The following is a 14,779-nucleotide window of genomic DNA, read 5'->3' on the forward strand; positions in this document are numbered from 1 at the left end:
TCACTGCTATGACGGCCGGCGGCCGGAACATGTGACAGCCGGCCGCGACCGGGCCGAGCGGGCATGCCCCAGGGGAAGTCGGCCGGGCGTCCGTCACGGACGGCGACGTGCCGGCCGGCCCGGGCTCGGCGGCTGCCACAGGTTCCGGCCGCCGGTTTCCGGTGGCGGCTCCCACCCGTCCCACCGGACCGCCGCGCCCCACCCGGCTCAAGGGTCGCCTGACCTGTTCGTGACGGACAGCAGGCGTTCCCTGACAGTACGTCAGAGCCGCACTTGCCGCTCCGGCGACCGGTCGCGAGAATCGCGCTGGTCCGCCCCTCGCGGTTCGACAACGCCTCATGCGCCGTTGGAGAACCGTCGGAAGAGCGGCGGACAACCTGTGGAGTCGGGTCGCGTCAGTGGTTACGTACTCGACGGCTCGTTTCGCAGAGAGAGGCCGCGTGATTGTGCCCGTGCGACATGCGCTACGGATCGGATTCGGTGCCGGCTCGTCCACGTGCGGCCGGCCGACGCGAGGAGGAACCAGTGAGAGCGAAGGTCCTTGGCCCCTTACAGGTCGATGTCAACGGACTGACCGTCGTCCCCACCGCGAGTAAGCCCCGCCAGATCCTGGCGCTGCTGGCGCTCTACCCCGGCCGGGTGGTGCCCATCTCGACCCTCATGGAGGAGATCTGGGGCAGCAACCTGCCGGCCAGCGCGCTGACCACGCTCCAGACGTACATCCTCCAGCTGCGCCGGCGGCTCGGCCGGGCGATGGGACCGGACGAGCCGGGCACCGCCAAGGACGTCCTGGTCACCCGCTACGGCGGCTACCTGCTCCAGGTGCGGCCCGAGCACGTCGACGTCCACGAGTTCGAGCGCCTGGTCGCCACTGGCCAGCGCGCCTACGACGTGGGCGATGACGTCACCGCCGCCGACCTGCTGCGGCGCGCGCTCGACCTGTGGGACGGCAGCGCGCTGGTCGACGTGCGGATGGGACCGGTGCTGGAGATCGAGGCGGCCCGGCTGGAGGAGAGCCGGCTGGTGGCCGTGGAGCGGCGGATCGACGCCGAGCTCCGGCTGGGCCGGCACCGGGAGTTCATCGCGGAGCTCACCGACCTGATCGCCCGCCACCCCGAACACGAGGGCCTGCACGCCCAGGCGATGGTCGCCCTGTACCGCTCGGGCCGCCAGGCGACCGCTCTCGACGTCTACCAGCGGCTGCGCGCCAGGCTGGTGGAGGACCTGGGCGTCGACCCCTCGCCGCAGTTGCAGCGGCTGCACCACGCGATCCTCACCGTCGACCCGCGCCTCGACGTGGCCGCCGGCCCGCGCCCGTCCTCGGCCTTCGGCTGGTACCCCAACTGAAGCGCGGCGCGCGGCCGTCCGGGGGCCGTGTCGACTGAGGAAATTCCTCAGTCGACACGAGCGCCGGAGCCCGGCCGCCCCGGGCGGGGCCGCACCGGCCGGACGGATCAGCCCGACGACGGCGGGGCGTCGTCGCCCGCGAGGTCCATCCGCATGGCGATGCCGTTCCAGTTCGCCGCGCACGCCCGCGCCAGGACGGCGATCTTCCTGGCCTGATGGGCCGGGGCCTGGAGCACCAGCCCCAGATCCGCGTCCCGGACGACATGCGTCTCCAGCCAGCGGATCATCTCCCGGCCGTCCTTGCTGTACTTCAGCGCCGGATCGCGCTTCAGCGACGCCAACTGCGTGTCCGGGTCGGCGTACCCGCCCAGGGCGTGCGCGGCCGGCGCCGCGGACAGCGCCCCCGGCCGGGACACCGCGGCGCCGTCGGCGCGTTCGCCGCCGACCAGCCGCGGGGCGAAGCGGCTGCGGGGCGCCGGCAGCGCCGCCCCGAGCTGCTCCCGGGCCGGCCCGACCGGCCGGCCCGCGAGCAGCTCCGCCGGCGGGTCCGCGGACCGGCCGGGCGGCAGCCCGACGGCCGCCCGGCCGCTCTCCTCCCGGTGCAGCGGCCGCGCCCGGCCGTCCCGGCCGACCCGCACCGGCGCCTGCGCGATGCGGCCCGCCGCCTTCCGGCGCAGCGCGCCAACGGTCTTGCCGGACAATCCCGTTCGGGCGGCTATGCCCCGGTCCGACCACTCCGGGCAGCCCTCGAGGATCTTCATGGCCGACTTCTTGCGGTCCGACAAGGTCAGCGGCAATCCGTGCCGCATGTTCAACTCCACGGCCAGCAGGAACGCTTCCCATTCCGATCCGTCGAAATAACGGACCTCTACCTCCCGCTGGCCGTTCAATCGCGCCACATGCAGACGGTGCATCCCGTCGACAACCTTCATTGTCGGACGATGCACGATGATGGGTGGGAGTTTTCCCTCGGTCGCCACCAGAGAACGTACGTGGTTGCGATCTATACCCTCCAACCGAGGCGAGTCCGCGTCGCGAAGCAATGCGACAGGAATGCGGAAGATCGACTCGGAAAGCCTCGCGGGCTGGTCACGACCCGCAAGCCGAGGGGTCCGGCGTTCAGGCGGTTCGGACCCGGCGGAGGCATCCCCCGACGCGCTGATCACCACACTGTGTCCTTTCCCGAAGCAAAGTGAACACCATGGACAGCACGTACCCACGGGATTCGGTCCTGAACCGGGCGGTGCGCGGCTCTCTTCGGACACAGTTGCGTTGTACCGGAAGCATACTTCGGACATGGTGCCGCAGAACCGGAACCATACTCCGCCGCCGCCGACCGGGGTGCCTGTCGGGTAGTGGGCACCGGGGAGGCGCCCCGGTCGGCGGCGGTTTCACGCCATCGACAGCGCCGCCAGACTGCGGTCGTCCCGCGGCGAGGAACGGCGGGCCAACCGCTCCTCCAACCGCAGCCGGGCCGCCCGGTGCCGGCCGGCCGACACCAGCGCGTACAGCATCGTCTCCTCCACCACCTCGCGCTGCGCGGCGCTGCCGCCCACCCCGCCCAGCAGCGGCAGCACCCGCTCCAGGCGCCCGGCCGCCTCCGCCCACTGCTCCTCCACGACGCAGGCCAGCGCCTCGCACAGCGGCGCGACCACCTCCCGCTGCACCGCGTCGGCGCCCAGCGCGTGCACGCGCAGCCGGTTCAGGCCCGCCAGGTCGTCGGCCGCCGCGAGCGCGAGCGCCGCGTGCAGCGCGGTGAAGGCGGTCGCCGGGCGCTCCAGGATCTCCGCGCCCACCGCGCCCAGCACGTCGTCGATCGGCACCCGGCCGGCCCAACTGCCCGTCACCCGGGCCCGCCACAGCAGCGAGCCGGAGTCCACCAGCGCCCGCACCCCGCGCACCTTCGCCGGCGCGAGCTGCCCCGCCCAGCGCCGCCGCACCGCGCCGGTGTCCTCCAACGCCAGCTCGTGCAGGGCCGCGTGCCAGGAGAAGTGCGCGCGGTGGGCGCTGCCGCGGCCGCGCGAGGCCAGCCAGGCGTCCAGCCGCGCCCGGCCCGCCTCGTGGTCGCCGCACTCGTAGTGCACATGGGCCAGCGCGTGCATGGCGTGCCCGGACGCGGGCTCGGCGGCGAGCGCCCGCTCGGCCAGCACCCCGGCCTCGTCGTAACGGCCCTGCTCCTGGCGCAGGAAGGCCAGCAGCGAGGTATGGAACCAGTGCCCGGCGTGCGCGGCGGCGGTCTGCTCGACCAGGCGCAGCGCGCTGACCTCCTCCAGGTCGTGCAGGCCGGAGAAGGCGATGGTCGGCACCGCGACGGCCAGCGCGAGCGCGTCACCGGGATGCGCGCCCAGATACCGCACGAGCGCCGCGTCGCCGTCGGCGGCGGTGCCGCGCACCCGGCGGGAGACGACGTCCACGAACGCCCGCTCGCGGTCGTCGGCACGTTCGCGCGCCGAGCGCTCGGCGGCGGCCAGCGCGCCGGCCACGTCCACGTCCGCGCCGGTCTCGTGGCCCACCAGCGCGAGTGCGGCGTGGCCCAGCGCGAAGCCCGGGTCGAGCGCGGTGGCGCGGGCGAACGCGTCCTCGGCGCCGGCGCTCACCTTCAGCAGCCGCGCCACCCCGGCGCGGTAGGCCGCCGCGGAGTCCGCGCCGGTGGACAGCGCGAACCCCATGCCGTCGGCCGGGCGCCGCGGCCGACGCGCGGGCCGCGGGCCGGCCAGCGCGCCGAACACCGCCGCCGCCACGGCCGCGGCCTGCACCCGGATCTCCGGGACCGCGGTGGTCTCCCACAACTCGCCCCGGCGCGGCGCCCCGAGCGTCCACAGATGCCGGTCCGCGCGGCCGTGCGCGGAAAGCAGCCGCCCGTCGGCGGTGGCGACGCCCATCCCCGTCGGGTCGGGCACCGCGCGGCCGCCGGCGAGCAGGCCCTGCCACAGCGGGTCCGCGGTGCGGCCCGGCCCGGTGCAGTCCAGCACCCACCCCACCGCCAACTCCCGCCGGGCGCCGCCGCCGGCGACGGTGACGGCCAGGCCGCCCGGGCCCTCACCGGCCGCGACCACCCGGCCCCGGTGGGTGCGCAGCCGCCCGGCCCGGCCGATCCGCGCCACGCACTCCGCGGTGGCCGGCGGCATACGGTGCCGGTGGACGTTCCACAGCGCGCTGTCGCACGCCAGGAACTCCGCCCGCTCCCGCGCCGTCAGCGCCGTCCACAGCCGGGCCGTGACCGGGCGCAGCCCGTCCACCGCCGGCCGCCAGTCGCCCTGGGCGCGGATCGTGCGGCCCACGTGGCGGTGCACGGCCGCCCGCAGCCGGCTCAGCGGCAGGTCCGGGGTGTGCTCGGCGCGCAGCGCCGGGGGCAGCGGCGCGGGCGGCAGCGGCGCCACCGCGTGGGCCTGCGGCAGCAGGCCGTTGCGGGACACCGCGTGCAGGGTGCGCCCCGGCCGGTCCAGCGTCATGGCCAGGTCCATCGCGGTCAGGCCGGTGCCGACCAGCAGCACGTCGCCGTTCTCGCCCTCGGCCAGCAGCGCGTCCAGGGCCCCGGGCGCCCAGGGGTCGGCGACGAAGCGCGGGTCGGCGGCCAGCGCGCCGGGCGCCCAGCCGGCGTCGGGTGCGGCCGGGCCGGTGGCCAGCACCACGCAGTCCGCGTCCAGCGTGCCGCCGTCGGCCAGGGTGAGCCGGGCGGCGGCGCCGGCTTCGGCGTATCCGGTCACGCGGGTGCGCAGCCGCCGTACGCGGACGGTGCCGCGGGCGGCGATGACGGCCTGGCCGAGGGTGTCGGCCAGGTAGGCGCCGTAGCGGTAGCGCGTCGCGAAGTCCGCGGGGCTGACGTCGGGTTCGCCGTGGCGGCACAGCCAGCGGACGAAGTGCCCGGGGTCGTCGGGGTGGCAGCTCATGTTGCCCGCCGGGACGTTGAGGCGGTGCCGCGGGTCGCGGGTGGCGTACGCGCCGCCGCGGCCCGCCTCCGGCGCCGGGTCGACGAGCACCAGCTCGAAGCGGAACCCGCGGCGCCGCCCCGCTTCGCACAACTGGATCGCGACCATGGTGCCCGCCGCGCCGGCTCCCACGACGGCGACCGTCCGGGCGGGATTTCCTGACGGCATGCCTGACGACATGGGAGCCTCCTGTGCGGACGAAGGGCGCTGGGGCGGGCCGGGGCCCGTAATTCACTATTTCAGTGAAATACCTGCACTCGGCAAGGGCGTTGCGCCAAATCCCCCGGGACTCCACCCGGACTCCAGCCGGACTCCGGTCCGGGCGCCGGACCGCGCCCGTACGGGGCCGGTCCGGCGGGTCTGTGAGAGAGTTGGGCCGTGCGGATCACAGCCAAGACCGACTACGCGGTGCGGGCGATGGCCGAACTCGCGGCCTCCGAGGTCCCGCTCACCGCGGAGAAGCTGGCGGCCCGCCAGGACATCCCGGTCCGCTTTCTCTTCGGCATTCTGCGGGAGTTGCGGATGAGCCGCCTCGTGCAGAGCATCCGCGGCCCCGAAGGGGGTTACGCGCTGGCGCTGCCCGCCGACGAGATCTCGCTCGCCGACGTCATCCGGGTCGTCGACGGCCCGCTCGCCAACGTCCGCGACCTCAGCCTCACCGGGCTGAGCTACCCGGGCCCGGCCGCGCCCCTGCCCGACGTCTGGCGCGCGGTCCGCACCAGCCTGCGCGAGGTGCTGGAGACCACCAAGCTCGCCGACCTCGCCGCCGGCGACCTGCCCGACGTCGTCCGCACCCGCGCCCGCACCTACCTCGCCGACGCGCCCGACGCCCCCGACCCGCGCCCGTAACTCCCCGTCGCGTCGCCGGACCGGCGGCGTACCCCAGCACGAGCCCCGGCCGACGCGGCCCCCGAGCCCGTCCCGGAGGACGTGGGGGAGGCCGCGCGGCCACGCGCTACGCGGGGACGGGCTCGCGCTCGGCGTCCCACTCGGCGGCCTGGAGGGTGTTGACCAGGAGCATCGCGATCGTCATCGGGCCGACCCCGCCGGGCACGGGGGTGATGCGGCCCGCGATGCCGTCGAGCTCGGCGGTGCGGACATCGCCCCGCAGGCCCTCGGGCGTGCGGTGGATGCCGACGTCGATGACGGTCGCGCCCGGCTTGATGTGCTCCGGCCCCACCAGTCCGCGCACCCCGGTGGCGACCACGACGACGTCGGCGGGCCGGGTGACGGCGCCGAGGTCGGCGGTGAACTCGTGGGCGACGGTGACCGTCGCCCCGCGCTGGAGCAGCAGCTGAGCCAGCGGGCGGCCGACCAGCTCGCCCCAGCCGACGACGGCGACGCACGCCCCCTTGAGCTCGATGCCCTCGGCGTCGAGGAGTTCGATGACGCCGCTGGGCGTGCAGGGCCGCAGTCCGCGCTCGCCTCGCGCCAGGCGCCCGGCGCTGGCGGTGGTCAGGCCGTCGACGTCCTTGGTGACAGGGATGCGGTCGATCAGCGGTGCGGCCTGGAGCCCCTGGGGCAGCGGGAGTTGCAGCAGGATGCCGTGCACGTCGGCGTCGGCGGCCAGCGCGTCGATGACGGCCGCCACCTGCTCCTGGGTGGCGTCGGCCGGCAGGTGGTGGTGGACGTCGCGCATGCCCGCCTCGCGGATGGCGCGGCGCTTGGCGGCGACGTACACGGCGCTGGCGGCGTCGTCGCCGACCAGGATGGTCGCGAGTCCGGGCACCCGGCCGCCGGGCGCGGCCTCGGCCACGCGCTCGGCGACCCGGGTGCGGATGGCGCGGGCGATCTCGGCGCCCTTGATCGTGCGTGTCATGGCGGCGAACCGCTTTCTGTCGGCGGACGATTCACCCGGTGGCAAGGACTGCGTACGGGGGTACCACGCCAAGAATATGGCCTCCGTGCAGGGGGCACGGAACCGGGGCGGGCTCGCCCGCGGGCCCCGCGGCCCCAGGTGAAGACGATGGTGTGGTTGCCGTCGCGGATGACCCGTGCCTCGGGCGGGCTCGCCCGCGGGCGCCGGTGGCCACGGCGGGCGCGGTGCACGGGTGAAGGGTCGCGCACGCGGCTCGAGGGGCGGCCGGGCGGGCGGGGCGCCGGGGGCGGCGGGCCATGCTGATGTGGTGTTCGTCACAGCGGAGTCGCGGGGGCCGGTGCGCTGCGGCCCCCGGTGGCGGACGGACCGGCCGGGCGGCCGGTGTTCGCGCTGGTGGCCGGTGCGGGGGCGGCGGCCGGGTGGCCGGGGGCGGTCGTGCGCCGGTGCGGAACCGACCAGTCGGTACGTATTGGTGCGTTTATATGCCTGCCGTCGGGTGCACGTTTGGGCGGCGCCGAACGCTATGTAGGCAAGACCGCGAAGGTGCGGTCCCGGAGTGCACACGGGGGTGGCGCTTCTTCTCCCTCAGCGAGAGGAACGGCGAGGGCCGTGACGACAGATCAGAGCGGAGCCGCGCCCGCGGCTGCCGGCGGGGCCGTGGGATGCGCCCGCCGCGGACGGGGAGGCACCCGGTGAACCACGACGAGGCACACGGCGACCGCCTGCCCCGCGCGAAGGCCGACGACGACCCGGACCCGGACGCCGCCGTCCAGCCGCTGGACTTCCAGGCGTTCCACGCGCTCTACCGCGGCGCGTACGTCCGCTGGGCGCAGATGTACCTGGGCTCGCGCGCGGACGCCGAGGACGCGGTGCACGAGGCCATGCTCGAACTCCTCCGGCACTGGCGCAAGGCCCTGGCCCAGCCCGAACCGGCCGCCTACGCCTGGTGGTTGGTGAAGAACCGGGTACGGGACGCGGCCCGCTCCCGCAGCCGCCGGCAGAAGCTGGCCGACGCCATCTTCACCACCGAGCTGGCGCACGACACCGTCGACCCGATCGGCGCGCTGGAGGTCAGCATCGCGCTGTGGGAGGCCATCGACGCGCTGCCCGAGCGCCAGCACGACGTGTTCCTCATGCGGTACAGCCTCGGCTACACCGTCCGGCAGACCGCGGACCTGCTGGGGATCACCGAGGCCACCGTCCGCTCCACCGCCCGCGACGCGCGGCGCCGGCTCGCCGCGGCGCTCGACCCCGACCTGAAGGGACGCGAAGATGCCCGTGTCGATGCCTTTTGAGCAGATCCTGGCGAAGGCGCGGCTGCGCACGCCGGAGTACACCCGTGAGGAGCTGGTCGCCGCGCAGGCGCGGCTCGCCGAGGCCGCCGCGATGCGGCACATCATGTCCGGCGCGCTCACCTTCGACGACGCCACCAGCCCGGACCTGTGGTGCGAGCCGGTACGGCCCGGCCGCTGGGAGTCCGGCCACCGCGGCGAGACCGAGGACCGCGAGCGGCTGGACGCGGCGGACGACCTGCGCCACCTGTGCAAGATCGTCATCACCCAGGCCAACGCGCTCCAGACGATGTCCGCCTTCGTCAGCGGTTCGGTCGAGGCCGCCGACGACCCCAGCCGCATCCTCGAACCCGAGGGCGCCCGGGTGCTGGCCTGCGTCCTGCACCTCGCCGCCCGCGAGGACAGCGCGCGCTTCTGGTGGCAGTTCGCCTCCGGCGCGGACGACGGCGAGGCGAAGTTCTGCCTCTTCCTGCACCACCTCGCGCTCGGCGAGGTACAGGAGGCCAACTGGTGGCACGACCAGATCCCGCGCCGCGGGAAGGAGTTGTGGGCCCGCGCGGTGCGGGAGGGCCGCGACCGCGAGACCGCCGCCGCGGCCACCTGCCTGCACGCCGTCGCCCGCCGCAAGACCGTCCCCGACGAGGCGACCGCCGTCGTCGGCTACGTCCGCTCCGCTGTCCGCTTCGTCGACGACTCCCTCGACCTCCCGCTCCCCGCGGACGGCTTCGCGGCGAAGATCGAGGAGATGACCGGCGGCCGGGTGGCCGCCGGCGCCTGAGCCCGACGGCTCCGACACCCGCTCGACCGGCGGGCGGGCCGTCGCGGAAGGAGGAGGAGATGCCGACCGGCGGTGACGGGTTCGTCGTCCTCGACGAACTGCCCGCGGCGCTCGCCGTGGTCGACCGGCTGCTCGCGGTGGCCGGGCCGGAGGACCGTCCCGGCCTGGAGAAGGCGTCCCGCGCGCTCGCGCTCGCCCTCGCCGCCGGCCCGCGGTCTGGGCGTCCTGGAGGCGGGCGTCCTCGCCAGGAGGGCGGCGGAGCGCGGGGCGGCGGAGACGGCCGGGGGAGGGTGAAGGGAGCGGACCTTCGCGGGCGCGTCTGTCAGGGGCGCGACCGCGAAGGTCCGAGGGGAACAACGTAACGATCATTATCCGCGGGCGGGAGCGGTACTCACTCGCAGGCGTGAGGCCGGCCCGGAACTTCACCCGATTGCCCGCCGTCGGCAAAGGGGCTCGCGCCGAGCGGACGACTCGCCCCCGGCCCACTGAACTGACGGCGAGTCAACTGACGTCGCTGGTAGGGGCGCTGGGCGGGATGAGGACCGCCGCGCCGTTGACGCGGTCGGCGGCGAGGTCGACCAGCGCGCGGTCCGCCGCGGCGAGCGGGTAGCGGGTCACCGTGGGGTGGATGCCGATCCGCTCCGCGGTCGCGAGGAAGTCCCGGCCGTCCGCACGGGTGTTGGAGGTGACGCTGCGCAGGTTCCGCTCCTGGAACAGGTGGTGCTGGTAGTTCAGCGCGGGGATGTCGGACAGGTGGATGCCGGCGACCGCCAGGGTGCCGCCGCGGTCGAGGGCCGCCAACGCGACCGGCACCAGGTCGCCGACCGGGGCGAAGAGGATCGCGGAGTCCAGCGGCTCGGGCGGGGCGTCGTAGGCGCCGCGCGCCGACGAGGCGCCCAGGTCCAGGGCGAGCCGCCGGGCCGCGGCGGACCGGGTCAGCACATGGACGGTCGCGCCCTCGGCGAGCGCCACCTGCGCGGCCAGGTGCGCGGACGCCCCGAAGCCGTACAGCCCGAGCCGGCCGCCGGACGGGAGCGCGGCGCGCCGCAGCGCGCGGAAGCCGATGATGCCCGCGCACAGCAGCGGCGCCAGCTCGGCCGGGTCGGCGCCGCCCGGCAGCGGGTAGGCGAACTCCTCCGGCAGCAGCGTCAGTTCGGTGAAGCCGCCGTCGGCGTCCCAGCCGGTGTAGACCGACGACGGGCACAGGTTCTCGCGGCCGGCCCGGCAGTAGCGGCACACCCCGCAGGTGCCGCGCAGCCACGCGCCGCCCACCCGGTCGCCCGGCGCGAAGCGGTCCGCGCCCGCACCGGCGGCGACCACCCGGCCGACGATCTCGTGGCCCGGAACCGTGCCCGCCCGGTGCGGCCGCAGATCGCCCTCCGCGAGGTGGAGGTCCGTACGGCACACCCCGCACGCCTCGACCCGTACCGCGACCTCGCCGGGTCCCGGCCGCGGCACCGGCCGCCGCACCGGATGCAGCGGTCCCGAGGCGATGGGCCCCGGCTCCGCGACCGCCCAGCCGCCCACGTCCCCCGCACCGGCGGACTCGTCCATACCCCCCAGCATGCGCCGCCCCCACCGGCGCGGCAATCCGCGCCCGCCGTGCCCGTTACCACCGGCCACGGTCTGGTTGCGGGGGAGGGGACCTCGTACGGTGTGAACGATCACCGACCGAGCGCACCCACAGGAGTCCGAGGACTATGCCCGCTGACATCACGCTTCCCTTCGAGAAGGGCAGCCATGTGCTGTTCATCGGCGACAGCATCACCGATGCCGGCCGCACCGGGGACAAGGCGCCGTACGGCGGGGGCTATGTGAGCCTGATCCAGGCCCTGGTGACCGCACAGGCCCCCGAGCTCGCCCTGCGCTGGACCAACCGCGGGGTCTCCGGCGACACCGTGCGCGACCTCGCCGGGCGCTGGCAGGCCGATGTGCTCGACGAGCGGCCGGACTGGCTGTTCGTGAAGATCGGCATCAACGACTGCTGGCGGGGCATCGAGGGCAAGGCGGACGAGGCCGTGTCCGTCGAGGAGTACCGCACGACGCTCTCCGGGCTGCTGGACCGGGCCATTGCGGAGACCGGCTGCCGGCTGGTGCTCGCCACGCCGTACCTCATCGAGGGCGACACCTCCGACCCCTGGCGGACCGAGTCGGACCGCTACGTCGCCGCCGCCCGCGAGGTGGCCGCGGAGAAGGGGCTGCCGCTGATCGACGTGCAGGCGGCCTTCGACCGGGTCCTCGCGCACACCGCTCCCGCCGACTGGGCCGGGGACCGGGTCCACCCGGTGCTGGCCGGGCACGCGGTGATCGCCCGCGCCTTCCTCGCGGTGATCGGCGAGCTGGGGGCGGCCGGGACGGCCTGACGGCTGGGGCCGCCTGACGGCCGGGCACGGGCAGGGGCGCCGCCGGGACGGGACCGGCGGCGCCCCCTTGCCTGTGCCGCTACCGCGGACCCGCCGCCCCCGTCGCGGCCCAGCCAGGTACTGGCTGTGCCTGTATGCGCCCGAGCCGTTCGACAAGGCTGGTCACATGACGAACAACAGGGATGATCAGAACAACCCGCACAACCAGCACAACAGCCGCAACCGGGGCGATCGGGGCGCCGCCCCCATCGGCCTGCTCGCCGGCAAGGTCGTCCTCATCACCGGCGCCAGCCGCGGCATCGGCGCGGCCGCGGCGCATCTCTTCGCCGCCGAGGGCGCCTCGGTCGTCCTCGCCTCCCGCGGCAGCGACGCGCTGGAGCGGATCGCCGCCGAGATCCGCGCCGCCGGCGGCACCGCGGACGCCGTCCCCCTCGACCTCGCCGACCGCGCGAGCGTCCGCGCCGCGGTCGACCGCGTCGAGCAGCTGCACGGACGGCTCGACGGCGCCTTCAACAACGGCGCGGCCGGCCAGCACCCCGGCCCGCTCGACACCACGAGCGACGAGGTCATCGACGAGCAGTTCGCCGTGAACTTCCGCGCGCACTGGACCGCCATGAACGCCGAGGCGGCCCTCATGCGGCGCGGCGGCGGTGGGGCGATCGTCAACACCTCCAGCATCGGCAGCCGCCGCGCCAACCCGGCGCTGCCCGCCTACGGCGCCATGAAGCGCGCGCTCAACAGCATCACCGAGAGTGCCGCGGTGAGCTGGGCGCCGCATGGGATCAGGGTGAACGGCATCACCCCGGGCGGTACGGCCACGGAGATGATCGACGCGTGGGAGGCGGCCACGCCGGGCGTCGTGCAGGCCATCGCCGCGTCCACCCCGCTCGGCCGCATGGCCGAGCCCCGCGAGGTGGCGGAGGCGGCGGCGTGGCTGCTGTCCGACCGCGCCTCGATGGTGACCGGCGCGATCCTGCCGGTCGACGGCGGCGCCGGCGCCTGAGCAACGGGCGCGGCCCGGTATCGGGCGGTCGCCGGGTGAGACGGGTACGGTCCCCGAGGCGGGGTGCCTCGGGGACCGGTATCCCGTGGGGGGAGTCGACCGGGCCGGCCGGCGCGCCGCCTTCGCGAACGCGCCTGGCCGTACCGCGATGTGACGGTGCGTCAGCCCGGGATGATGGAGAACGAGCCGCCGTTGAGCGCGGTCTCGGTGTACTGGCCGCTGTCGATGGCCTCGGGGCCGTAGGTGTCGAAGGACTGGCCGTTGACGGTGATGCCGCTGAAGTCCTGCTCGTCGAAGGACGGGTAGCTGCCGGTGGGCGACTCGATCACGGCCTCGGCGCTCACGTCGTCGGCGGACAGCGACTTCTGGGTGGTCTTGGACCAGCCCTTGGTGGTGTCGGACAGCTTCAGGGTGTACGCGCCGCCGCCGTTGTCCACGACGCTTGCGGTGAAGGCGTCGCCCGCGTCGACGGACTCGTCGTAGTAGACCGGCGCGGCCGGGTACATCTCGTACCAGGCCGAGTACTCCGGGCTGCCGCTGGAGCAGTCGACCTGGACGCCGGTCTGCTCGACGGTCGAGGAGCCGTAGCCGTCGATGCCTATCCACGGCGCGTACAGGTCGTTCGTCGAGTTGCAGGTGACCTCGGGCATCGTCCAGGAGCCGGAGATGTCGGTGAAGCCCGAGCCGCGGGCGACGTAGCCGCCCCAGTTGCTGTCGCCGGAGAAGCCGTGCAGGGGCTGGGCGTAGTGCGCGGTGCCGAACTCGACACTGGGTGCGACCGCGCTCGCGGGTCCGGCGAGGGAGGCGCAGGACAGTGCGAGCAGTGCGGCGGCGGCCGCCCTTGCGGGGGCGGCTGTGCGGAACTTGTGCATCCGGTGAACTCCAAAGGTGTGGGAGTTGCGAGGGTGGTGGGGGGAGTCGGCCGGCCGTCCGCATGCCCATGTGGTTGTGGGTGGAGGCTGGCCGATCAGGCCGCTGTAGCGATGCTGCGGGCTGTGCCGGGTGGGGCGGAAGGGGCGGGCTGCTACCGGATGCCGCAATGGCGTGAACATGACAACACTCGGAGTGGTGACAGCCGGCGCGCCGAAGTGGCCAGGTCCGGGCGGGAGTTCGCCGCTGATGTGGGGCGGGGCGGCAAGTGCCGTACGCCGTATGCGGGTTCGGGTCCTACGGCAGGGCGGCGAAGGACGGTACGCCGGACGCCCGCGGCGCGAGCGCCGCGGGCGTCGGGAGGGGCGGGTGGGGGCGTGGCCGGTGGTCGGGGGCGCGGGCTCAGCCGTAGGAGCAGGACTCAGCGGTAGCAGAGGGGCTCAGCGGTAGTAGTGGCCACCGTCGAGGTCCTCGGCGAGGCTCGGGCCCTGCGGCGTCCAGCCCAGTACCGTACGGGTGGCCTCGCTGCTCGCCGCCATGTCCGTGCCGTAGAACTTCGCGAGCCAGCCGAAGTGTCCGGCCGCCTCGCCGACCGGGACGGAGACGACCGGCAGGCCGAGACCGCGCCCGATCACCTCGGCGATCCGCCGGGTGGGTATGCCGTCCTCCGCCGCGGCGTGCAGCGTGGTGCCCGCCGCCACTTCGCGGTCCAGGGCCAGCCGCACCACACGGGCCGCGTCGCCGCGGTGGACCGCGGCCCAGCGGTCGGTGCCGTCGCCGATGTACGCCGAGACGCCCCGGTCCCGGGCGGTGGCCACGATCCCGGCGAGGAAGCCGTGGTCGCCCGCGCCGTGCACGGTGGGCGCGAAGCGCGTGACGACGGTGCCGACCCCGCGCTCCACCGCCTCCAGCGCGAGGTTCTCGCTGCCGCCGCGCAGGGAGTCGACGCCGTGGAACGGCGACCGGTCCTGCTCGGTCGCCACCCGTCCCGGGGTCAGGAACGCCAGGCCCGAGGCGACCACGAAGGGCCGGCCGGAGCCGGCGAGCGCGTCCGTGATCGCCTGTACGGCGCCGCGCTCGGCCTTGTTGGTGCCCGCCTGGTCGGCGAAGTCGTGCTTGTTGGCGAGGTGGACCACGGCGTCGGCGGCGGCTGCCGCGCCGCGGATGCCGCCGAGGTCGTCCAGGTCCCCGCGGACGGCCCGGGCGCCCTTCGCCGCGAGCGCCGCGGCCGAGGCGTCCGAGCGGGCGAGCCCGGCGACCTCGTGTCCGGCGCCGAGCAGTTCGTCGACGACGGCCGAGCCGATCCAGCCGGTCGCTCCGGTGACGAATACACGCATGTCGTTCTTCCTTCGGTTCGGTCCGCGGCACGTCGGGTGCC

General features: G+C 75.1%; 12 protein-coding genes. 6 read left to right on the forward strand and 6 right to left on the reverse strand.

Going from position 1 to position 14,779, the window contains the following annotated elements; translation table 11 throughout:
* Positions 1 to 525: 525 nt before the first annotated feature.
* Entirely contained in the window at positions 526 to 1,347 is an 822-nt protein-coding gene (locus tag AC3ERT_RS15590) for an AfsR/SARP family transcriptional regulator (RefSeq protein WP_335979377.1), read from the forward strand.
* Between the two features lie 107 nt (positions 1,348 to 1,454).
* Here AC3ERT_RS15590 and AC3ERT_RS15595 read toward each other — a convergent pair whose 3' ends face one another.
* Positions 1,455 to 2,246: a hypothetical protein gene (locus AC3ERT_RS15595; RefSeq protein ID WP_488180736.1), complete on the reverse strand. Its 792-nt coding sequence runs from the start codon at positions 2,244 to 2,246 to the stop codon at positions 1,455 to 1,457.
* 492 nt (positions 2,247 to 2,738) lie between these two features.
* The gene (locus tag AC3ERT_RS15600; RefSeq protein ID WP_435174722.1) at positions 2,739 to 5,456 is read right to left on the reverse strand and encodes an FAD/NAD(P)-binding protein; all 2,718 of its coding nucleotides are present in this window, start codon (positions 5,454 to 5,456) and stop codon (positions 2,739 to 2,741) included.
* Between the two features lie 198 nt (positions 5,457 to 5,654).
* Here AC3ERT_RS15600 and AC3ERT_RS15605 point away from each other — a divergent pair, with 198 nt between their 5' ends.
* Positions 5,655 to 6,125 (forward strand): RrF2 family transcriptional regulator, encoded by a 471-nt coding sequence (locus AC3ERT_RS15605; protein ID WP_335979383.1) that lies wholly within the window; start codon positions 5,655 to 5,657, stop codon positions 6,123 to 6,125.
* 106 nt (positions 6,126 to 6,231) lie between these two features.
* Here AC3ERT_RS15605 and AC3ERT_RS15610 read toward each other — a convergent pair whose 3' ends face one another.
* On the reverse strand, positions 6,232 to 7,095 hold the full coding sequence (locus AC3ERT_RS15610) for a bifunctional 5,10-methylenetetrahydrofolate dehydrogenase/5,10-methenyltetrahydrofolate cyclohydrolase (RefSeq protein ID WP_335979385.1): 864 nt from the start codon (positions 7,093 to 7,095) through the stop codon (positions 6,232 to 6,234).
* 692 nt (positions 7,096 to 7,787) lie between these two features.
* Here AC3ERT_RS15610 and AC3ERT_RS15615 point away from each other — a divergent pair.
* Together AC3ERT_RS15615 and AC3ERT_RS15620 are read left to right on the forward strand one after the other, a co-directional pair.
* A complete protein-coding gene (locus AC3ERT_RS15615) occupies positions 7,788 to 8,390 on the forward strand; it encodes a sigma-70 family RNA polymerase sigma factor (RefSeq protein ID WP_335979386.1) in 603 nt (200 codons plus the stop codon).
* Entirely contained in the window at positions 8,380 to 9,165 is a 786-nt protein-coding gene (locus tag AC3ERT_RS15620; protein WP_335979387.1) for a hypothetical protein, read from the forward strand. The genes AC3ERT_RS15615 and AC3ERT_RS15620 overlap by 11 nt, the downstream gene beginning before the upstream one ends.
* A 501-nt stretch (positions 9,166 to 9,666) precedes the next feature.
* Here the strand turns inward: AC3ERT_RS15620 and AC3ERT_RS15625 are convergent.
* The gene (locus AC3ERT_RS15625; RefSeq protein ID WP_435174725.1) at positions 9,667 to 10,719 is read right to left on the reverse strand and encodes a zinc-dependent alcohol dehydrogenase family protein; all 1,053 of its coding nucleotides are present in this window, start codon (positions 10,717 to 10,719) and stop codon (positions 9,667 to 9,669) included.
* Positions 10,720 to 10,865: 146 nt separating this feature from the next.
* On the opposite strand from AC3ERT_RS15625, the gene AC3ERT_RS15630 reads away from it, so the two are divergent.
* Both AC3ERT_RS15630 and AC3ERT_RS15635 read left to right on the forward strand, forming a co-directional pair.
* Positions 10,866 to 11,528, forward strand: coding sequence for an SGNH/GDSL hydrolase family protein (locus AC3ERT_RS15630; RefSeq protein ID WP_435174728.1), 663 nt, complete (start codon positions 10,866 to 10,868; stop codon positions 11,526 to 11,528).
* Between the two features lie 166 nt (positions 11,529 to 11,694).
* Complete coding sequence (locus AC3ERT_RS15635) at positions 11,695 to 12,531, forward strand: SDR family NAD(P)-dependent oxidoreductase (protein ID WP_435174731.1); 837 nt, start codon at positions 11,695 to 11,697, stop codon at positions 12,529 to 12,531.
* Positions 12,532 to 12,692: 161 nt separating this feature from the next.
* Here the strand turns inward: AC3ERT_RS15635 and AC3ERT_RS15640 are convergent, their stop codons facing one another.
* Positions 12,693 to 13,403 (reverse strand): G1 family glutamic endopeptidase, encoded by a 711-nt coding sequence (locus AC3ERT_RS15640; protein ID WP_435135084.1) that lies wholly within the window; start codon positions 13,401 to 13,403, stop codon positions 12,693 to 12,695.
* A gap of 438 nt (positions 13,404 to 13,841) precedes the next feature.
* On the reverse strand, positions 13,842 to 14,738 hold the full coding sequence (locus AC3ERT_RS15645) for an NAD-dependent epimerase/dehydratase family protein (protein ID WP_435135087.1): 897 nt from the start codon (positions 14,736 to 14,738) through the stop codon (positions 13,842 to 13,844).
* Between the last annotated feature and the right edge of the window lie 41 nt (positions 14,739 to 14,779).

The organism is Actinacidiphila sp. bgisy145 (genome assembly GCF_057708125.1).